An 18,408-nucleotide genomic window follows, 5' to 3' on the forward strand; every position below is an offset into this window, starting at 1 on the left:
AAGCTGGAGAGGAGCTTTCCCAACATGACGGAAGACAATTCAGGCATTCGGCTGCGATCGATTGCGATTTCAACGAAGAAAACCACCCTACGTCTGGACGAAGCCGCATGGATTTTTGTCAGCGGCACGATGAGCGACGGCACGGAAGCGAATTTTACCGATACGGTTATCACCTATGCGTGCAGCGATCCGGATGTGTTGTCTACGGTAGCGAGGATGGGGGCGGGCGCCTATGTGCGAGCCGGCACACGGACGGACGGCACGGCGACTGTCACGGTGAAAGCTGTGACAGCCGATGGAAGCACTGTTACGGATTCGGTTGTTTTCACCGTTATCCCTGCTCCTGCGGTGCCCTTTATTCACCCGTACCACCAAACCTTGACAATGAAGATCACCTCCTGCGAATCGGACGGCACGGTACGGAGCACCTTCGAGCAAAGCCTGGAGGTGATCAAGAAGCTGGATCACTTGACCAGGGGCATGCCCAAAATCATCTATTTGGTAGGCTGGCAATACGATGGCCATGACACAGGTTTTCCCGCCTGGGACATCGTGAATCCGAAGCTGAAGCGGGCGCAGGACGCGACTGCGGCGGACAGTTTGCGATGGCTGATGAACGAAGCGTTCCGGTATCATACGGTCGTCAGCCTCCATATCAACATGCTGGATATTAAGCCGTCGAGTCCGATGTGGAGCGCCTACCTGGAGCATGATCTGATCGCCAAAAATGTAGACGGCACGCCGAAAACGTATCTGTGGGGTACCCCGATCAGCTATACCCGGGAGTGGAATAAAGGCTTCACCCAGCTGCGGATCGACCAGCTTCTTGAGCTGCTGCCGCTGCAGAGGGCCGGCACGGTCCATATCGATGCTTTCCATCAGCTCATCCCCCGGCTGGAGCAGGAGACAATCAGCCCTTATCATGGGATCACTCTGGAAGAAGAAGCCGAAACGCAGAAAAAAATATTCCGCTATTGGAGGGAGCGGGGAGTGGACGTTACTTCGGAATTCGACAGCAAATTCCGTATCGATCCTTTCCTTGGCCTGCAGCCGCTGGCCTGGCATTTCGGGCAGCTGGACCCTATGAAGGTGCCGGCCTCCTTATATGTCGGCGGCGAAGGCGGGGATCAGCGCTTCGGCGTGTCCATGCTTGGCCAGAAGCTCATTCAGGCGGACCCGATTGAGCTGCGTGGGTTTCTGGACGAGTTTTGCCGCAAGACCCTGCTCTGGTATTACCTTAACCGCCTGGAACGGTTATCCGATGCAGACGGCATCGTGACGTTCTCCGAAGGCGTTATCAGCTACCTGGACCAAGGCAAGCCGGTCGTTAAGCAGGGGGAGCGGGTGCTGAGGGACGGAGGCGATCTGTTCGTCCCGGCGCAGTGGCTGGAGCAGGAGCATGCGGAAATCATCGCTTACAGCCGGCAGGGCTATGAGGATCGCGTGTGGAAGATGCCCGAGACGTGGCGGGATGTGGAAGCGGCGGACGTTTATACGATCACGCCAAGCGGCTTGACTGCCTATGCGCAGGCGCTGCCCGTGCAGAACGGGGAGATTGCCTTGCGTTTGCAGGCGGGCCAGGCGGTGTCCGTTGTTCCGGCGGGTACGACAGTTCGGTAACACAGAGGGACATGCTTGCAGGGGATACCCGTCTCATGAAAACAAATCATAAGCTGCCACAATGCGGTCACCGTCGTATTGTGGTTTTTTTGCGGGGAACCGGGCTTGCCATGGAATTTCTTGCCCGCTTATAATAGGGACGATACCAGCAAGCTACTTACGATAGAAGGGTGAATTCCGGCATGCAAACTATTGAATTAACCGAAGCTTGGCTTCGGGGGGCCGTCTCCGTAGAAGCGAATGAGGCGGGACTTCGTCCTTGGCGTCTGCCTCATCATCAGCTTGACTTGTTTTTTCCTGAGTTGGTTGATAAGGCGGGAGAAGCGGCAGGCGTTCGAGTTGCTTTTGCAAGCGATTCCGCTACCGTAGAGCTGCAGGTCACCGCAGCGGATCAAGACCGGCAGTTTGATCTTGTGATTGACGATGAGTTCGTCAGTACCGGCACGCTGGCAGCGGGGGAAGAGCGCTGTTTATTTACAGGCTTGCCTGCCCGTATGAAGCGGGTTGAGCTGTATTTGTCGCAGCAAGCCGCCGTCACGGTGAAAGCGCTGAAGATCGACGATGGGGCATCGGCCTCTCCCTTGCCGAACGACCGGCCGCGATGGGTCACGTACGGCAGCTCCATCACCCAATGCGTCGCAGCCGAAAGCCCGGCTCAAACCTGGCCGGCGATCGTAGCCCGCAGCAAAGGCTGGGATTTGACATGCATGGGCTACGGGGGACAATGTCATCTGGAGCCGATGGTTGCCCGCGTCATCCGCGACCTTCCTGCCGACCTCATCTCTATGTGTCTCGGCATTAATGTCATGGGCCGAGGCAGCTTGAATATCCGGACGTTCCGTTCGGCCGTCATCGGGATGGTGTCGATCATTCGGGAGAAGCATCCGAACACGCCGCTGTTCTTGATCTCTCCGATCTATTGTCCACACAGGGAAACGGATGAAAATACGGCAGGGATGAATTTGGTTACGATGAGGGACGAAATCCGGGAAGCGGTCCGGGTTCTGACTTCGTACGGGGACGAGCATCTTACCTATGTAGACGGCTTGGAAGTCTTCGGACAAGCCTTCGCGGATAAGCTGCCGGACAACCTGCATCCGAACGCCGAAGGCTATAAAATAATGGCTGATCGCATGCTGAACCAAATAACGTTATAGCTTGCAGGAGCCCTTGCTCCCCGGATGGTTGAATCCAGGGGGTGAGGGCTTTTTTCTTAAACAGAAAAAGTCATGTCGGCGCAAATCAGCATAATGCCTGCACTAACGTATTGCGCTATGCTTAAGGAGGTTTAGAAGACAAACTGTTCAAGGAACAGATTCGTTTAGTAAAAAGAGATACGGGGAGGTTAGCGCATGAAAAAACGTTTTATGGCTGCAGTGGCGCTCACAACATCTTTGGCGCTTCTGAGCGCTTGCGGCGCAGACACGGAAGCGGACCGGAAGGAAGCCGCCAGCAAGGCCGAAGCGAGCAGCGACGATCAAGTTACGGGCCCGGGCGAATTCCCGATCACGAAGGAAAAGACGACGTTAAAGGTGATGGTCAAAGGCTCAAGCGTCGTCGAAAACTTCGCCACCAACGAGTTTACCAAATGGCTGGAGGAAAAAACGAACATTCATATCGAATGGGAAGTCGCGCCCGAGAAAACATTTGCGGAAAAGCTCAACGTATCTCTGGCAAGCGGCGATTACCCGGATGTCTTGCTGAGCATGAGCGTTTCCCCGATTCAGCAATCAATTTACGGCAAGGACGGCGTGTTTATTCCGCTGAACTCGTACATCGATAAATACGGTGTGGAAATGAAAAAGATGTTCGGTCAAATTTCTTATGTGAAAGACCTGATCACACTGCCCGATGGCAAAATCTATTCCGTTCCGCAAGTAAATGATTGCTATCACTGTTCGCTCGGCCAAAAAATGTGGATTTATCAGCCATGGCTGGATAAACTGGGATTGAAGATGCCGACCACGACCGAAGAGTTCTACCAGGTGCTTAAGGCATTTAAGGAAAAGGACCCGAACGGAAACGGCAAAGCGGATGAGATTGCGCTTGTCGGCGCGACTAACGGTCCGTCCTCCACCCTGGATCTTTTCTTGACCAGCGCCTTTATCGAGAAGGACTTCAACTTGAAATACGTAAAAGACGGCAAAGTTCAAGTGGCCTATAACCAACCGGAGTGGAAGGAAGCATTAAAGTATATCAGCAAGCTGTATGCCGAGGGCTTGGTTTCTCCGCAAACGTTTACACAGGACCGGGCCAAGCTGAAGCAGATGGGCCTCAATCCGGAAATTCCGATTGTCGGAGCAATCGCTTCGCAAAACCAGACGGTGTTCAGCGATGTCGACAACCCGAGATTTAAAGATTTCGTCGCTGTCCCTCCGCTCCAAGGACCTGGCGGCGTGCGTTCTACGGCGTATAATCCGTATGCAGTCTCCACGGGTCAATTCGTCATCACCAACAAGGCTAAAAATCCGGCTGCCGCGTTTCGTCTCGCCGATCTGCTGCTTTCGCAAGAAGCGACACTGCGCAGCACGCAGGGCCGACCCGGTCAAGAATGGGACTGGGCGGCGCCGGGAGAGATTGGCGTCAACGGGAAGCCGGCGGTATGGAAAACAATCGCCCCGAACGGCAAGCTGCAAAACGTACACTGGGCGCAGGCGGGTCCGTCGCTGCGGACCAATGATCTGCGGTTAAGCGTGGCAGCCGATCCCAAAAATTCGCTGGAGCTCATCTTATTTAATGAAACCAAGAAGTACGAGCCTTACAAGCTGGCTATGGATAAAATTGTTCCGCCCGTGTTTTTCACCAACGAACAGGCCGAGGAGCTGTCTAACCTGGAGAAGTCGCTTACTGACTACAGAACCGAATTTTTTGCCAAAACGGTTACGGGCTCGCTGGACGTCGAGAAGGAGTGGAACAACTATTTGAACACCTTGGAGAAAATGAACATCAAACGTTACCTGGAAATTTATCAGGATGCTTACAAACAGTATCATGCGAAAAAATAGTCCGGGATAACCTGGCGGAAACAACCCTTGGAGCATCAAGGGTTGTTTCCGGTCTTGTATCGGCGGTACGGGCATAACCTATGGAAAAGAAAATAAACGGGTTAGATCTAAGGAGAGGATTCGCATTGATTGATATTCATTGCCACCTGTTAGATGGAATCGATGATGGGGCCAAAACCTTTGAGGAATCTGTGGAAATGGCCAGACTCGCATACGATGACGGCGTTCGTCATATTATCGCTACGCCTCATTTCTGCAATAAATTTATGACCGATAAAAGCGTCCAGCTGAAAAAAATCGAACAGCTGCAGCGGGAGCTAGACCGGGAAGGGATCGCCGTTACCGTCCATCCGGGCAGCGAGGTGAGGCTGGAGAGCGCAGCTTATGTCTATGATCATGCGGAGCAAGACCGTTTTTTTTATTTGGACGCCGCTCGGCGGTTTATTTTGCTGGAGCAGCGCTGGGGCGAATATTCTCCGGATACGGAGCAAGTGGTGAAATGGTTTCTGGATCAGGGGACCACGCCTATTATCCCGCATCCGGAACGCCATCCTTTTTTCAGAGACAATCCTGAGCTGCTGACCAACCTGATCTCATTGGGCGCTTGGGTGCAAGTAACAGCCGATAGTTTGGTCGGCAAGAACGGAGCGGAAGCCGAGTCGTTCGGCCGCTGGCTCCTTGCCCGTAATCATGTGCACCTATTGGCCACGGACGCCCACAGCACCGTGCGGCGGTCGAACTTAACCGAAGGTCTGCGCGTAGTCAGAGAGGCGGCAGGGGAAGAGCGCGTCCAGGCAATTATATCGCGGATCAACTCCATCTTGGCGGGCTAGACGTTGGTGCTGCCAGGGGAAAAACTAAGTTGTCACGGCTGGATGCCGGAAAGCTGCTCCATTGAGAGCGGCTTTTTTGTTCCTTTCGCTATGCGCAGAGATACAGAAGGGGAGAAGAAAGGGGGATGCCGATATGGAGTTAACTGGAAGAAACCGCTTCCGTGGACCTTATCAGGGCCTTCCGTAAGCGGCTTCTAACTGTATATAGAAGAGAACGTACCCTCAAGCCATACGGCTGCCTGGACCTACGAGTTCCAAGCCGATTAGCGGGTCCGCGTGAAATCTAGGACTGGGGCGGATCGGTCTCATCAAGAATCTGATTAAAGATGCGGATCAGATGCCTGGAGTCCTCCTCCGACAAAATGCCGAAAAATTTCTTCACTACTTCCTCGCGATGGGTACGGAATGTTTGCAGCACCTCCCGCCCTTTGTCGGTAATCTCCAGGTAAACGACACGCCTGTCTTCTTCCGAACGGGAGCGTTCGGCGAAATGTCCGGCTATAAGCTTATCGGACAAGGAAGTGACCGCACCGGCGGTGATCCAAAGCGCGTCGGCGAGCTGGGAAACCTTAAGCGGCCCATCGGTATACAGTTTTTCCAGTATGGAGGCTTGCGAGGAGGAAACACCCTCAAACTCGAAGCGAGTCCAGCTCGCTTTGATGCGCCGGAATAACTGGCGGAATGATTCTTCAAGTTCGTATAGATCCTGACCGTTTGGCATGGCAACCCCCTGAGAGCATCGTTGAACGGTAATTGCGGCGGACAGAGATCCGCTTCTAATATAATACGCAATCGTTGGCAGTTGGTTTCAAATGAAAGATGTCAGGCAATATTTGATTGATATCGTCAAAAAAATGATTTAAAATTTGATAAAAGCGAGCGAACGCACAGCACTCGAAGGAGGAGAATTCATGGTTGATCGAGCTCCCAGCAAGGGAGACAGGCGGCGCGAGCAGATTATGAACCTGCTGAAAAGGCAGGGACGCGTGACGATTCAGGAAATGATCGAGAAATTCGACTGCTCGGAAGCAACCGCCCGCCGGGATCTCGATGTGCTGGAGCGGCAGGGCGGCATCATCCGCAGCCTGGGCGGCGCCCAACTGGAGAGTCCTGCCGCCTCGGGCAGGGAGATCTCGTTTTTCGAGAAGAAGCAGCTGCTCTGGCTGGAAAAAGAAGCGATCGCAGCTCAAGCTGCGAAGCTGGTCGAGGAAGGCGATGTCGTAGGTCTGACCGGCGGCACGACTACCTTCCTGATCGCGCGCGAGCTGAAGCTGCGCCGAGGGATTACCGTGGTGACCAACGCGGTCAATATCGCTATGGAGCTGTCCGAGAGCGACGGCGTGCAGGTGGTGCTGACCGGGGGAGTGATGCGCCGCAACAGCTTCGAGCTGTGCGGACCGCTGGCCGAGCGGATCATCGAGGGCATCAATATCGGCATCATGTTCATGGGGATCGACGGCATTGCCGAGGAGCAGGGCCTGACAACGTTTTCCGAGCAGGAGGCGGACATTGCCCGGCTGATGCTGAAGCGATCTCTCCGTTCGTATGCGGTATTCGATCATACCAAGGCTGGGCGCACCTCGCTGTTCAGTATGGCGCCTCTGACTACGCTTACAGGCTGCATCACGAACAAAATTCCCGATGAGCCGCTGCGAGCCTTCCTTGAGGCCAACGGCATTGCCCTGCATCTGGCCGAGACAGGGCTGGACTCATGATGGCGCGCCAAGACACGCCGGGCTTGCGGCCCGGCTGCAGCTACGCAGGATAATAGAAACAGAAAAGAGGAAAACCGGTGAAACATTATGCAGGCGTCGATATTGGCGGAACAAATATGGTCATTGGCATTGTCGATGAGACGGGAAAAACCCGGAAGATGGTCAAGATTGCAACGCAGGTGCAGCGCGGGGGAGAAGACGTCGTTGCGCGGCTGGCCGAAGCGATCGAGCGTGTGAAGCAGGAGGCGCAGGTAGAGATCGAAGGTGTTGGCATTGGTGTCCCTGGTTTTGTGGATCATGTGAAGGGAACGAGCGTTTTTGCAGCCAATCTGGGCTGGAGAGACTTTCCGCTGGCTGATCTGCTGAGCGCCCGTATCGGCGGCCTTCCCGTCTTCGTCAATAACGACGTACGGATGTATGTCTATGGGGAAGCGACGGGGGGAGCGGGACGCGGCTTCAACCATGTGCTCGGCATTACGGTAGGCACCGGGATGGCGGCTGCGATGTTCAACGAAGGCCGGCTGTATTACGGCAGTGGCGGGCGTGCCGGAGAGCTTGGACATATCGCGCTGGAGGGCATCGATTACGTTTGCAACTGCGGGCTGACCGGCTGCCTGGAGACGGTCGCTTCGGCGACAGGAATCGCCAGGCAGGCTCGTGAAGCGGTGGAGCGCGGAGAGTCGACAGTGCTCGCTGAGAAATTCCCCGGCGAGAAGGCGGCGAACATAACGGCTGCTGACGTATCCAGAGCTTATGATGCCGGAGATCCGGCGGCGATCGCTGTGCTAAACAGGACGGGAACGCTGCTTGGGCGGGGACTCGCGACGGCCATCACGCTGTTCAGCCCCGATCTGATCGTAGTCGGGGGCGGAGCGGCTCAGGCAGGCGAGCGGCTGCTGAAGCCGATGCGCGAGGAGATGGAGCGCGCGGCGCTGTCTTTCTATTGGAAGGACCTGCATATCAAGCCGGCGGAGCTGCTGGAGGATGCCGGAGTCGTGGGCAGCGCGTTATATGCAAAAGGCCGTTTGGAAGCAGGGGTCATTTTGTAGCAGCACGGGGCCGGGCCTGAAACGGACAAAAAGAAATGGAACCTTCGCTCGTATAAGACGAATGCTTCCATTTCTTTTTGTGCTTATTATCCTGCTTGTTTCGGGTTTCCTGGTAGGTGGGAGTCAGACGTTCTACCGGCAGACAGCCACCCCAACTTTTCCGGCCCATCGCGGGGTCCAGCTTTCCTTCGCGAATCAGCTTGCTGCGCTGCTTCATGGCTTTGCTGCGTGCCATCACGGCACCTCCTTTATCCGGACCGCTTCAGCCGTGCGCTTAGGCTTCCTGCCGGCGATTATTCCGGCTATCATGCCAAACTAGGCTGGGCTCTCCTGTACTTCTTTCCATTATACCCGATCAACGTATCCGGTTGCCAGCACAATAGCATTTGACAACTTTGAGGCAGATTGCCCAAACGGTTGTCCGGAACCAGTTATTCATGATACTCTGATGAAGGAATTTACGCAGGAACGGTGGGAGCGTGAGGGGAAGCCTTGACGTATGATACGATTTTTTGGATAATCCTGGGCGCCGGTTTTGTGCTGACCGGCATTGTCGGCATCTGGCCGATGTGGAAAACCGAGAAGCTGGGCCTCTCTTTTCTGGCCGGCTCGCTTGTCAATACGCTGATAGCGACGGGAGCCATCTGGTGGTGGGCCTCCGTATTTGCCGGGGAGGAGCAGAGCTTTTCCCGGATGTTCGGCATCTTCGGGCTGGGCGTATCGTATGTGAACAACGAAGTGCTGTTGTTTTTTGCGCTGCTGGCGATGAAGCGCAAGATCGGAGGGGATCATCCGCCGGTGTATGAGGCGCACCCGGATGATGATGACTGAGGGCTAAGTGGCAGGCCGGCCGGCGGGTTGGCATAACGGGTGAATTTGTCACGGAATTGTAATCTGTTCTTCATCATTCTTTAATGCTGGGCGCCTATAATAAGCAGTGACCCCCTTTTTGATTATATATTCCCTTGATGCCTGCGATCGTTCGTTACGATCGCAGGTTTTTGTAACTTTGAGCAAGTATAAGCCCCGGTGGCCGCCGATACTGCCCACCTTACGCGGACAATTTCCGGTTCCCCGTTGCCGCAGCAGGCGTCGCGGGTTTAGAATGACTCTATTACTGGTTTGTGAAGCACGCACCGCTATGATCCTTTCCCGCAGTGTCTCCGCCACAGAGCTGCCGGCTTATTTCCGGCCGTCTTTGCCTGCAGGCTTCTTCCCGCCGCGTCCCGACTGCTTCCCCTGCTCATACGCCGCATAACCGCGTTCGTTGCCATCCCATTGGAAATTGGCTGCGAAGAAGCCGACGATTCCGAACACCAGCAGTCGGACCGTCAGCCATGAGGATAGCAGCGTCTGCTGCGAGAACCATTCGATAGCTGTGAAGACGGCTGTCAAGGATAAGCTATACAAAAGCACGCCCCGGATCATGACGAATTTGGCTTTTCCCATTTGTCTTGTGCGGCTCCATGCGGCTGCTTTGGCTTCATTCATTTCGTAATCGTTCCCCCTGTTTGTTGGCTAAACTAAACTATTCATTCGTGCTGCAGCCCGTCAATTCCTGCCTTCGCGCTCCAACTCGCGCTTTTCTTTCTCGCTCATTAACCGGGTGTGTCCAAATACTGGGAGCTTATGATACAATCGGCTAGAGATCTGCTAGAGGGGAAAGGAAGGCGTGCCGGTTTGAGTAAAGTTTTTATTTTTATCTTGTTAACCTGGTTATTGGGCAATCCGTTTATTGCCTTGATCGTCCTGCTGCTTATCGTGTACATGCTGGACCGCCGCTTCATCGGGCTTACGCCCAGCTTCCTGAAGCCGCTGAAGCGGGGGAGCAGGCTGAGAAAGCTGCGCGACGAGCTGAGGCTCAGCCCGCATCATACGTCCACCAAGCATGAGATCGCCCGTATCCTGATGGAGCAGAAGAAGTACGACGCGGCCTATGAGCTGCTGACCGAGGTCCACCGGGTGATGGACGATTCTGCGGATGTGCTCAGCGAGTTGGGGATTTGCCAACTGATGCGAGGGCACAGGGACGAAGGAGAGACGCTCATCCTGCAGGCGGTTGCGATCAATCCGCGTGTGAAATACGGCGATCCCTTCTTGAAGCTGGGAGAGGCTTACGCCGGGACCGATCCGGAGCGCGCGATCGGGTATCTGGAGAGATTCAGGGAGGTCAACTCCTCGTCCTGCGAAGCTTATTACCGTCTCGGCCAGCTGTATCAGCAGCTCGGACGTGCAGAAGAAGCCCGCCGTTCGTTCCGTGAGACGGTGGAACTGTATCGGGGGCTTCCGAAGTACAAGCGGCGTCATGAGCGCCGCTGGGCGCTTATGGCCCGCTTCAAGGGCTGAGCTTTCACAACGGGAGCGGATGCTCCTGATCCTGATGAGGAGCTGTCAGCGTCCGGCTTGGGGCAAAGGGAGCCAGATCAAGCTCGGTAGCGAGGCCCTGCGCAAGCTGGGCCACCAGCCGCCCGGTCACAGGAGCGAGCAGGATGCCGTTGCGGTAATGACCGGTCGCCACGATGAGGCCGGGGGCTTGCTCCCATTTCCCGATGAACGGCAACCCGTCCTCCGTGCCGGGACGCAGACCCGTCCAGGTGTCGACGAATTCGGCATCGGCTATCCGCGGCAGCAGCGCTGCCGCTTTTTCATGCAGCTCGGCGATTACGGCCGCGGTGGCCCGCTTGTCGAAGCCGACCTGCTGCTGGGAGGCTCCTATGATGGAAGTGCCGTCGCTCTTCGGCACGATATAGCAGCCTTTTGTGAACACAGTGGAACTGATCAACGGCATGTCTGTGCGTACGGAGATGCATTGGCCCTTAACCGGGAACATCGGCAGCTTCAGCCCGAGAGGTTCTGTGAGCGGGGAGCTCCAGGCCCCCGCGGCCAATATGACAACGTCCGCATGCAGCTCATGCTCCGGCGTCGCGGCTCCGATTACGCGTCCGGCGCAGTCGGTCAGCAATCGGGTTGCCGGGGTCCACTCCCGGATGACGCAGCCTTGGCGCAGGATGGCGGCCTTCAGTGACTTGGCCAGCCAGTGGGGATGGACTTGATGATCCGCAGGCAAATACAGGCCGCCCCGAATAGCCGGGCTGAGCTCGGATTCGATGCGGAGCAGCTCCTCGGCAGTCATCCATTCCGCATCCTGCATCCAGGGCAGACGGCTGAGGAGCTCGGCCTCATCCTCGTCCGTCATCGCAGCCCGGACGATACCTTCGGCTATGTATTGTGCAGAGATGCCGCCCGATGCCTCCAGCTCGCTTGTCCAATTCCGGTACATACCGAGACTTGCGCGGCATAGCTCATAGAAAGGACCGGCTTGATGGATCTCCACCTGCGCGCCCAGCATGCCGGCAGCGGCGGTGGAAGCCTCCCGGCTCCAGCCGCCCTTGTCGAGCACGGTGCAGGCATAACCGGCTTTGCCCAGCTCATAGGCGGACGCAGCTCCGATCACGCCTCCGCCGATGATGAGCGCGGAGGGGCCGGATTCCCGATACAGGCTGGCGCTTAAGTTAGTAATCATTGGCAATCTCTCCTTGAGTGAGGTACTTAGTTGTCCATCGCCCTGCGAAATCGCTCTGTCTGTAGGGCGGGGTCGTCATGCAGCAGAATACCGGACAACACCGCGATGCCCGCCGCGCCTGCCGCGAGCACTTCCCCGGCCCGCTCGGGACTGATCCCTCCGATCGCGATCACCGGCACCGGGGAAGCTTGAACCGTATGGGCGAGCGCTTCGAGTCCCCGCGCAGCCAATCCGGCCTTGGATCCGGATTCGTAGATATGGCCGTATACGACAAAATCAGCCCCCTGCAGTGCCGCTTCCGCAGCCTCTTCCGGCGCATGAACGGACCTGCCGATCCGCATGCCGCGCGGGAGCAGGGGACGGGCTTCGGCTGGAGTCAGGCTGCCTCCTCCGAGCTGCACGCCATCGGCTCCGGCGGCGAGAGCAGCGTCCACCCGGTCGTTCAGCAGAACAGCCGAGTCCGGGAGCAGCGGCTTCAATGTTTCCACCCAGCGGATCAGCTCGCGGGCGGAGCGGTGCTTCTCGCGAATATGCAGAGCATCGATCATCCCGACGGGGAGACGGCGCAGGATGGCGGTCACTTCTTCCAGCTCCTGGCGGCCGGTCGTCACGATATGAAGCTGCTTGCTTCTATTTATCATCAGCGCTGAACCGACCCTTTCCGCTAATAAGTAATATATAAGTCTCATCATACCCCCGTGTCCTTCACCCGTCAAAGCGTTTGCGCAAGTTGTCAAAAAATGCTCACGAAAGCAGCCCCTTCAAAGGCGTCAACCGCCTTGACTGGAGAAGCGGTAGAGGACTACACTAGAGGGAAGGCTTGGCATGCGGAGAGGATTGAGAAATGGATGAAAGTATATAAGGCGTTGACCATTGCGGGATCGGACAGCGGAGGCGGAGCAGGCATCCAGGCCGATCTGAAGACATTCCAGATGCTGGATGTATACGGGATGTCTGCGATCACAGCCATTACGGCGCAGAACACGCTTGGGGTTCATGGCATCTACGATATTCCGCTCGAAGGCATCGAGCTGCAGATCGAGTCTGTGCTGTCCGATCTTGGCGCGGATGCCGCCAAAACCGGCATGCTGTCGCAGCCTGAGGTAATCGAGCTGGTAGCCCGCTGTATGCGCAAGGCGGGCTTGACGAAGCTTGTGGTGGACCCAGTGATGGTCGCCAAGGGAGGAGCCAGTCTGCTGGCCGCTTCCGCGCAGCAGGCGTTGAGAGAGCTGCTGTTTCCTGTGGCGGCGGTCGTGACGCCGAATATCCCGGAGGCCGAGGTGCTGACCGGGCTAACCATCGATTCGCTGGACGATATGAAGCAAGCGGCGGTCAAGCTCGTCCGGGAGTATGGGGCGGGAGCGGCCATCGTTAAGGGCGGTCACCGCAGCGGAGAGCCGATCGATGTCGTATTTGACGGCGAGTCGCATCATCTGCTGCATGGCGAGCGCTACGAGACCCGTCATACGCATGGGACGGGCTGCACCTTCTCGGCGGCCATCTGCGCGGAGCTGGCGAAGGGCCGTCCTCTGCTGGAGGCGGCGCATACGGCCAAGCGTTTTATTACTTCGGCGATTCGCAACGAACTGGGCATCGGCGGAGGCCACGGACCGACGAATCATTGGGCATATGCCCGCGAGCTAGCCGCGAGCCGGGTGCACGACAAGAAGGAGTGACGATAGCTTCATGAGTTATGAATATTTAATGCAGGCGGTTCTGCTGATCGTATTGCTGATCGCCGTGTTTCCGGCTATAATTCTATGGTCCAAATGGAAAAAGAAGAAGCGGGGATAAACGAATGTACTATGTAGATCAAGAACAGATCGACCTTCGGCTTTCATTCATTCCGACGCTGCTCCAGGCTTGCCGGGAGCTGCAGGAGGAAAGCGAAACCTTGGAGTTCGGCGACGGATCGCTGCTCTTCCATCTGGCCCAGGAGCGAACGCTCGTTTTGGCCATTGAGACGGTGACGGATGTTGGCAGTCTGCTGATTGACGCATTTATGATGAGGGACGCCAGCAGCTATGAGGATATTGTGGATATTTTGATCGGTGAGAATGTAATCGGGGAAGAGGTTGCCCGGGTTCTGACCGAGCTGGTGCAGATGAGACGTTTCCTGACGCAGGATTATACCGAGATCTCTCGTACGGGACTCCATCCGCTGATCCGCAGTCTTCCGGAGGCGCTGGGGCGCTTTGCCGCCGACGTGCCCGTCTTCATCAGCAAGGAAAGGATATAAGCTAGCAGCGGATAGCTGTCTTCCGAACGCTCAGGCGTTTTAGGAGGCAGCTATTTTTTTATCCGAGGCAGCGGTTCCCTGCAATAGTATTTTACATACATTTTAGTATACTAATTTACTTATACCTGTTTTTCGTTTACAATGAATATATTCAGACGGGATTTTACTTGGCTTGTCGAACTATGGCGATCTGTGCTGAAAGGACGGTGAGACCGGATGAATCACCAAGAACCAGACGTGCCTACGCGCAAAGTTATCGTGACGCTGCTTAAGACCAAAGGACCACAAAGCGTCGGCGAGTTATCCAGGCAGCTCGGCATTACCGAGATGGCCGTGCGCCGTCACTTGAATACATTGGAGCGCGACAGCCTGATCGAATCGAAGCTGGTGCGTCAGGCGATGGGCAGACCCACTCATCTATATTCATTGGCCCCGGCGGCCGATGATTTATTTCCTAAGAAATATCAGCATCTGACGCTGGATCTGCTGGAGGAATTGGAAGCGATCGCGGGACAGCAGCAGGTGGATTTACTGTTCGAGCGGCGCAAGGAACGGCTGATCGGACGGTATGAGGACAGGATGAAGGGCAAGCCACTGGCCGATAAGGTCAGGGAGCTGGCAGATATCCAGCATGCCAATGGCTATATGGTCAATCTTGAGACGACAGAGAACGGCGTCTTTTTGCTTCAAGAGCATAACTGCCCGATCTCGCAGGTGGCGAATCAATATACCTATGCGTGCAGCTGCGAGCTGGCGATGTTTCAAGACCTGCTGGGCTCCGGGGCGGCGGTTGAACGCACCGAGTGTCTGGCCAAGGGCGGCAATAAATGCACATATGTCATTCAGCAGCTGGAAGAGCGATAGTCTCTTGCATAATAAACCGTTCGGTCCTTAAAGGGCAGAGCGGTTTTTTGTCATTTTCTCGCGCATAGCCGCGCCGCCGTCCCGGGCATACTGATGCTTGAAAGCTTATGCTTATCCATGGGGAGATGGGAGGTCTTGATGCCATGTATAACGACAGAAACGCAGCATTCGGACAGCCGGGATCGGAGCATGAAGCGCCGGATTACTGGTTTGACGCCATACCGGATGCCGAGGACGGGTGGTTTGCCATGGAGGAACAGTCGGAACTGGAGCAGCAAGCGGAAGCGGAACGGAGGGGAAGACTATGAGTCGGCTGCATGATATTGTTGAAAATCACGAGCAGTTGGGCCAGCTGAACGCCGTTCTGACCCATTATGGCGTCAACGCTGCATTTGTAGCCGCGTCGCTTCTTCAGGCATTCGAGCAAGAGAAGGAGAATGAAGAGCAGCCGGAGCCCAATCAGGATTTGATCACGGACTTGAAGCAATTGGTCGCTACCTATTAAGTCCGGCGATCTGTGAAGAGAACCCCCTGAGCGAAGCCTGTTTAACAGGTATTTTCACTCAGGGGGTTGTTGGAAATTACCGCATCACACCTCATAAACAAGCTGCTGAAGCACATCGGACAGCTTAAGCTCAGCACAGGCCACAGACGTATCCGCTACGCCGTAGTACATCCGAATCGTATCTCCATCAAGCAATACGCCGCAGGAAAAAACGACCCCGCCGAAAAATCCGTTCAGCTCGTACTCGGTTTCCGGCTCCAGGATCGGCCCCGGTGTCCGTGCGAGCACTTGGGAAGGATCGTCGGCATCGAGCAGTACGGCTCCCATGCAATACCGGTCCTGGCGGTCTGCAGCATGATACAGCTCCAGCCAGCCGGCCGGCGTGCGCAGGGGGACGGCTCCTCCGCCGATTCGCCCGTTATCCCAGCTTCCTTCCCGAAGTCCCATCAGGAAGCGGTGGTTGCCCCAATGCAGCAGATCGGGAGACTCGGCTATCCATATCTCCGGCAGCCCGATCGCTTTGGGAACAGGGCGGGTCAAGGCGTAATAGAGTCCCCCGATGCGTTCGGGAAACAGGATGACATCCTTATTCTCCGGCGCAAAGATCAGACCGTGCCGGGAAGCCTGCGTAAAATCGCTTGTAGAAGCCAGCCCGACTCCAACGCCCTTGGGAGAGACGGCGCTATAGGTTATGTAGTAGGTTTCTCCGATCTGCGTGATCCGCGGGTCTTCGATCCCGAAAGTTTCCAGCTCTGTGGCAGGGAGGAGGAAGGCGTGATCCGCTATGGAAAAATGCCTGCCGTCCAGGCTTCGGGCCAAGCGGAGATAGGAGATGGAGGTCAAGTACACGGTACTGCCCGTATGAGCGTCTTTCACTACCCGGGCATCGGAGAAATCGTATCTGGCATCCGCGCGATCCAGCCGGACGGAAACGGCCTTTCCGGCCGCCAGGTCGAAATAAGCGGTAGAGACGAAAGGACTGTCTTCTTGCACCGGTCGCTCCGCCACCCGGAGCAGCATCAGCACTTCATCGCCCAGCCGGGCGATCCCCACATTGAAAGCTCCGATGACCTCGAAGCCTTCCCAGAGAGGCGTAATGTCGGCCGGGGTTACGAGCGGATTCTCCTCATACCTGTATACATGAGCCACCAGGCATCACCCCTGCTTGGATAACCGGATCAGATCGAACACGTTGATCGGTTTATCCGTCGATTCGTCGTACAGATCTCCTTGCTTCACATGGTCGATATACAAAATGCCATCGAGATGATCAATCTCATGCTGCATGCATACGGCAACATGGCCTTCGGCCTCCAGCACCGTTTCTTCGCCGGTACGGGTCAGCGTCTTGACCTTGACAGACTGGGCGCGCTTCACGAAGCCGTATACATTCGGAATGGACAAGCAGCCCTCCGCCCCTTCCTGACTTCCGCTGCGCTCCACAATCTCGGGATTGATCAGCTCGATAAGACCGGAGCCGCAATCGAGCACCGCCACTCGCTTGGCGATGCCCACCTGGGGAGCGGCCAGACCTGCGCGCCCGGGCGAAGCATACAGCGTCTCTTGCAGATCGTCCAGCAGCTTGATGACCGTGGGGTTGATCGCGCCGATCGGGCGGCATTTCTCACGTAGTACAGGATCTCCGATGTTTCGTATGAACTTTTCAGCCATTATTCTCACCTTTTCCCTTGCTTTGGTATCCCTTAGTATACACGATGGGACTGGCAGTAGGGAAGCAGGAGCAGGGAGCGCAGCCGGTGTTTAACGGCTCCGGGTGAAAGAATCTTCGCCCGCGCTGCCGGAGCCGGATGTCGTGTTCAAACGGTTGGTGCCGCCGGTCGCGCCGCTGCCGCTCGAGCCGCCAGTTTTGCCCACACTGCCGTTTGTGCCCGAGGTGCCTGAGCCGCCCGTATTGCTCTCGGAACTCGATTTTACAGGAGGTTTTTTTGGCGCAGGGTCGATGCCGAACTTGGTTCTCAGCACGCTGTACGTCGAGCCGGTAACCGTTGAGCCGGAGGCTGACGATTCGGCCGGAAGTCCCAGCTGAGTCCGCAGCGCCGCGATGGCGGCCGTCAGATCCTCTTCCTTCGGAACGATATAAGGGCTATCCCAGCGGCCATCGATATGAATAAATTCGATATGATCGGGCTTCAGCTTCTGGAAGGACAGGATGAACTTGCGCAGCGTCTCGGCCGGTATGTCCGTCTTGACATTGCGGCCCGCGATGTCAAGTATGCCGCCCCATTGGGTGATGCCGCCGAGGGAGGTCATCTTGTTAAGCAGCTTGTCGAGTACAAGCTGCTGCCGCTCATTACGCGCGATATCGGAGGATTCCTCCGTCCCGCGGTTGGATTTGCGATAGCGCAGGAAATCAAGCGTGTTTTTCCCGTCGAGTCTTTGAAGGCCTTTCTTCAGGTTAATATTCGTTCCGTCCCAGTTATCCACATATCGCATATCCATATCGACATTGATGTCCAAGCCGCCGAGCTCATCAACGACCTCCCGGAATCCGTCGAAATCGATTACCGCCATATAGTCCAGGGGCACGTCGAACATGCTGCCGAAAAACTCGCGGGTTTTCGTCAGAGAGGTGATTTTGTCCTGATTGTTGTAATAGGCATAATAATAGTTGGCTTTCTGATTGGAAATGCCGAAGGCCTTGGGCTTCAGCTCGAAATCCCGCGGGATCGAGACGATCGTAGCTGAACGCCGCTCCGGATTCAGACTGACCATCATCAGCACATCCGTATTCATGGAGCCTCCGCTGCCGTCCCGGCTGTCGACTCCGGCTAGCAGGAAGCTCATCGGCTTCAGCAGCTTGCTGTCTGAAGCGGAGTTCGAAGCGGAATCCGAAGGCTTCGAGACCGCCGATTCTATCGGCTGGGACATCTGTTTGAGTGCCGTATCCGCTTTATGGAGAAGGTAACCTGCGTAGCTTAACGCTCCGGCCCCGATAACAGCTAATGTGATGAGGGTGTTGCGAAGGGTCTTGCGGTTCTTGGGTTTACTCAGTCGCGACATGGACATCGGCCATCCTCCCGTAAGTTGTCGAATT

At 56.1% G+C, this 18,408-nt stretch carries 22 protein-coding genes; 14 read left to right on the forward strand and 8 right to left on the reverse strand.

What is annotated here, in order from left to right; genetic code table 11:
- The first annotated feature begins 24 nt into the window (after positions 1–24).
- The 4 genes from BLR08_RS02700 (at position 25) to BLR08_RS02715 (ending at position 5,458) form a co-directional block, all read left to right on the forward strand.
- The gene (locus BLR08_RS02700) at positions 25–1,620 is read left to right on the forward strand and encodes an endo-alpha-N-acetylgalactosaminidase family protein (protein ID WP_072328100.1); all 1,596 of its coding nucleotides are present in this window, start codon (positions 25–27) and stop codon (positions 1,618–1,620) included.
- A gap of 182 nt (positions 1,621–1,802) precedes the next feature.
- Entirely contained in the window at positions 1,803–2,777 is a 975-nt protein-coding gene (locus BLR08_RS02705) for a GDSL-type esterase/lipase family protein (protein WP_072328101.1), read from the forward strand.
- A gap of 195 nt (positions 2,778–2,972) precedes the next feature.
- Complete coding sequence (locus BLR08_RS02710) at positions 2,973–4,625, forward strand: ABC transporter substrate-binding protein (RefSeq protein ID WP_072328102.1); 1,653 nt, start codon at positions 2,973–2,975, stop codon at positions 4,623–4,625.
- A gap of 125 nt (positions 4,626–4,750) precedes the next feature.
- Entirely contained in the window at positions 4,751–5,458 is a 708-nt protein-coding gene (locus tag BLR08_RS02715) for a tyrosine-protein phosphatase (RefSeq protein WP_072328103.1), read from the forward strand.
- A 283-nt stretch (positions 5,459–5,741) separates the two neighbouring features.
- On the opposite strand, the gene BLR08_RS02720 is transcribed toward BLR08_RS02715, so the two are convergent.
- On the reverse strand, positions 5,742–6,179 hold the full coding sequence (locus tag BLR08_RS02720; protein WP_072328104.1) for a MarR family winged helix-turn-helix transcriptional regulator: 438 nt from the start codon (positions 6,177–6,179) through the stop codon (positions 5,742–5,744).
- Positions 6,180–6,369: 190 nt separating this feature from the next.
- On the opposite strand from BLR08_RS02720, the gene BLR08_RS02725 reads away from it, so the two are divergent.
- Positions 6,370–7,173, forward strand: a complete 804-nt coding sequence (locus BLR08_RS02725; RefSeq protein WP_072328105.1) for a DeoR/GlpR family DNA-binding transcription regulator — start codon at positions 6,370–6,372, stop codon at positions 7,171–7,173.
- Between the two features lie 77 nt (positions 7,174–7,250).
- Positions 7,251–8,222 (forward strand): ROK family protein, encoded by a 972-nt coding sequence (locus BLR08_RS02730; protein ID WP_072328106.1) that lies wholly within the window; start codon positions 7,251–7,253, stop codon positions 8,220–8,222.
- Here BLR08_RS02730 and BLR08_RS02735 read toward each other — a convergent pair.
- Entirely contained in the window at positions 8,212–8,457 is a 246-nt protein-coding gene (locus BLR08_RS02735) for a hypothetical protein (protein ID WP_072328107.1), read from the reverse strand. The two genes, BLR08_RS02730 and BLR08_RS02735, sit on opposite strands and share 11 nt — an antisense overlap.
- A gap of 257 nt (positions 8,458–8,714) precedes the next feature.
- On the opposite strand from BLR08_RS02735, the gene BLR08_RS02740 reads away from it, so the two are divergent.
- Positions 8,715–9,053: a hypothetical protein gene (locus BLR08_RS02740; protein ID WP_072328108.1), complete on the forward strand. Its 339-nt coding sequence runs from the start codon at positions 8,715–8,717 to the stop codon at positions 9,051–9,053.
- 351 nt (positions 9,054–9,404) lie between these two features.
- On the opposite strand, the gene BLR08_RS02745 is transcribed toward BLR08_RS02740, so the two are convergent.
- Positions 9,405–9,713 (reverse strand): hypothetical protein, encoded by a 309-nt coding sequence (locus BLR08_RS02745; RefSeq protein ID WP_072328109.1) that lies wholly within the window; start codon positions 9,711–9,713, stop codon positions 9,405–9,407.
- Between the two features lie 189 nt (positions 9,714–9,902).
- On the opposite strand from BLR08_RS02745, the gene BLR08_RS02750 reads away from it, so the two are divergent.
- Positions 9,903–10,568: a tetratricopeptide repeat protein gene (locus BLR08_RS02750; RefSeq protein ID WP_072328110.1), complete on the forward strand. Its 666-nt coding sequence runs from the start codon at positions 9,903–9,905 to the stop codon at positions 10,566–10,568.
- A gap of 4 nt (positions 10,569–10,572) precedes the next feature.
- Here BLR08_RS02750 and thiO read toward each other — a convergent pair whose 3' ends face one another.
- Both thiO and BLR08_RS02760 read right to left on the reverse strand, forming a co-directional pair.
- The gene (gene thiO, locus BLR08_RS02755) at positions 10,573–11,745 is read right to left on the reverse strand and encodes a glycine oxidase ThiO (protein ID WP_072328111.1); all 1,173 of its coding nucleotides are present in this window, start codon (positions 11,743–11,745) and stop codon (positions 10,573–10,575) included.
- Positions 11,746–11,771: 26 nt separating this feature from the next.
- The gene (locus BLR08_RS02760; RefSeq protein ID WP_256328277.1) at positions 11,772–12,437 is read right to left on the reverse strand and encodes a thiamine phosphate synthase; all 666 of its coding nucleotides are present in this window, start codon (positions 12,435–12,437) and stop codon (positions 11,772–11,774) included.
- 156 nt (positions 12,438–12,593) lie between these two features.
- Here BLR08_RS02760 and thiD point away from each other — a divergent pair, with 156 nt between their 5' ends.
- The 6 genes from thiD (at position 12,594) to BLR08_RS02780 (ending at position 15,353) form a co-directional block, all read left to right on the forward strand.
- The gene (gene thiD, locus BLR08_RS02765) at positions 12,594–13,421 is read left to right on the forward strand and encodes a bifunctional hydroxymethylpyrimidine kinase/phosphomethylpyrimidine kinase (protein WP_072328112.1); all 828 of its coding nucleotides are present in this window, start codon (positions 12,594–12,596) and stop codon (positions 13,419–13,421) included.
- A gap of 10 nt (positions 13,422–13,431) precedes the next feature.
- A complete protein-coding gene (locus tag BLR08_RS30965) occupies positions 13,432–13,539 on the forward strand; it encodes a FeoB-associated Cys-rich membrane protein (RefSeq protein ID WP_176835397.1) in 108 nt (35 codons plus the stop codon).
- Positions 13,540–13,543: 4 nt separating this feature from the next.
- On the forward strand, positions 13,544–13,984 hold the full coding sequence (locus tag BLR08_RS02770) for a DUF86 domain-containing protein (protein ID WP_072328113.1): 441 nt from the start codon (positions 13,544–13,546) through the stop codon (positions 13,982–13,984).
- A 216-nt stretch (positions 13,985–14,200) separates the two neighbouring features.
- Positions 14,201–14,848 (forward strand): helix-turn-helix transcriptional regulator, encoded by a 648-nt coding sequence (locus BLR08_RS02775; protein ID WP_072328114.1) that lies wholly within the window; start codon positions 14,201–14,203, stop codon positions 14,846–14,848.
- Between the two features lie 143 nt (positions 14,849–14,991).
- A complete protein-coding gene (locus BLR08_RS30970) occupies positions 14,992–15,156 on the forward strand; it encodes a hypothetical protein (protein WP_176835398.1) in 165 nt (54 codons plus the stop codon).
- A complete protein-coding gene (locus tag BLR08_RS02780; RefSeq protein WP_072328115.1) occupies positions 15,153–15,353 on the forward strand; it encodes a hypothetical protein in 201 nt (66 codons plus the stop codon). Before BLR08_RS30970 ends, BLR08_RS02780 begins: the two co-directional genes overlap by 4 nt.
- Positions 15,354–15,437: 84 nt before the next feature.
- On the opposite strand, the gene BLR08_RS02785 is transcribed toward BLR08_RS02780, so the two are convergent.
- From BLR08_RS02785 to BLR08_RS02795, 3 genes are all read right to left on the reverse strand, one after another.
- Complete coding sequence (locus BLR08_RS02785) at positions 15,438–16,505, reverse strand: BtaManbiosPhlase (RefSeq protein ID WP_072328116.1); 1,068 nt, start codon at positions 16,503–16,505, stop codon at positions 15,438–15,440.
- Positions 16,506–16,508: 3 nt separating this feature from the next.
- Entirely contained in the window at positions 16,509–17,024 is a 516-nt protein-coding gene (gene def, locus BLR08_RS02790) for a peptide deformylase (RefSeq protein ID WP_072328117.1), read from the reverse strand.
- 90 nt (positions 17,025–17,114) lie between these two features.
- The gene (locus BLR08_RS02795; protein WP_072328118.1) at positions 17,115–18,380 is read right to left on the reverse strand and encodes an LCP family protein; all 1,266 of its coding nucleotides are present in this window, start codon (positions 18,378–18,380) and stop codon (positions 17,115–17,117) included.
- Positions 18,381–18,408: the final 28 nt, after the last annotated feature.

The organism is Paenibacillus sp. cl123 (assembly GCF_900101595.1).
Taxonomy (GTDB): Bacteria; Bacillota; Bacilli; order Paenibacillales; family NBRC-103111; genus Paenibacillus_G.

Coding starts and splice junctions, on each gene's coding strand:
- BLR08_RS02700 (WP_072328100.1), top strand. CDS start 25: ATGACGGAAGACAATTCAGGCATTCGGCTGCGATCGATTGCGATTTCA.
- BLR08_RS02705 (WP_072328101.1), top strand. CDS start 1,803: ATGCAAACTATTGAATTAACCGAAGCTTGGCTTCGGGGGGCCGTCTCC.
- BLR08_RS02710 (WP_072328102.1), top strand. CDS start 2,973: ATGAAAAAACGTTTTATGGCTGCAGTGGCGCTCACAACATCTTTGGCG.
- BLR08_RS02720 (WP_072328104.1), bottom strand. CDS start 6,179: ATGCCAAACGGTCAGGATCTATACGAACTTGAAGAATCATTCCGCCAG.
- BLR08_RS02725 (WP_072328105.1), top strand. CDS start 6,370: ATGGTTGATCGAGCTCCCAGCAAGGGAGACAGGCGGCGCGAGCAGATT.
- BLR08_RS02735 (WP_072328107.1), bottom strand. CDS start 8,457: ATGGCACGCAGCAAAGCCATGAAGCAGCGCAGCAAGCTGATTCGCGAA.
- BLR08_RS02745 (WP_072328109.1), bottom strand. CDS start 9,713: ATGAATGAAGCCAAAGCAGCCGCATGGAGCCGCACAAGACAAATGGGA.
- thiO (WP_072328111.1), bottom strand. CDS start 11,745: ATGATTACTAACTTAAGCGCCAGCCTGTATCGGGAATCCGGCCCCTCC.
- BLR08_RS02760 (WP_256328277.1), bottom strand. CDS start 12,437: ATGATGAGACTTATATATTACTTATTAGCGGAAAGGGTCGGTTCAGCG.
- thiD (WP_072328112.1), top strand. CDS start 12,594: ATGAAAGTATATAAGGCGTTGACCATTGCGGGATCGGACAGCGGAGGC.
- BLR08_RS30965 (WP_176835397.1), top strand. CDS start 13,432: ATGAGTTATGAATATTTAATGCAGGCGGTTCTGCTGATCGTATTGCTG.
- BLR08_RS02770 (WP_072328113.1), top strand. CDS start 13,544: ATGTACTATGTAGATCAAGAACAGATCGACCTTCGGCTTTCATTCATT.
- BLR08_RS02775 (WP_072328114.1), top strand. CDS start 14,201: ATGAATCACCAAGAACCAGACGTGCCTACGCGCAAAGTTATCGTGACG.
- BLR08_RS30970 (WP_176835398.1), top strand. CDS start 14,992: ATGTATAACGACAGAAACGCAGCATTCGGACAGCCGGGATCGGAGCAT.
- BLR08_RS02780 (WP_072328115.1), top strand. CDS start 15,153: ATGAGTCGGCTGCATGATATTGTTGAAAATCACGAGCAGTTGGGCCAG.
- def (WP_072328117.1), bottom strand. CDS start 17,024: ATGGCTGAAAAGTTCATACGAAACATCGGAGATCCTGTACTACGTGAG.
- BLR08_RS02795 (WP_072328118.1), bottom strand. CDS start 18,380: ATGTCCATGTCGCGACTGAGTAAACCCAAGAACCGCAAGACCCTTCGC.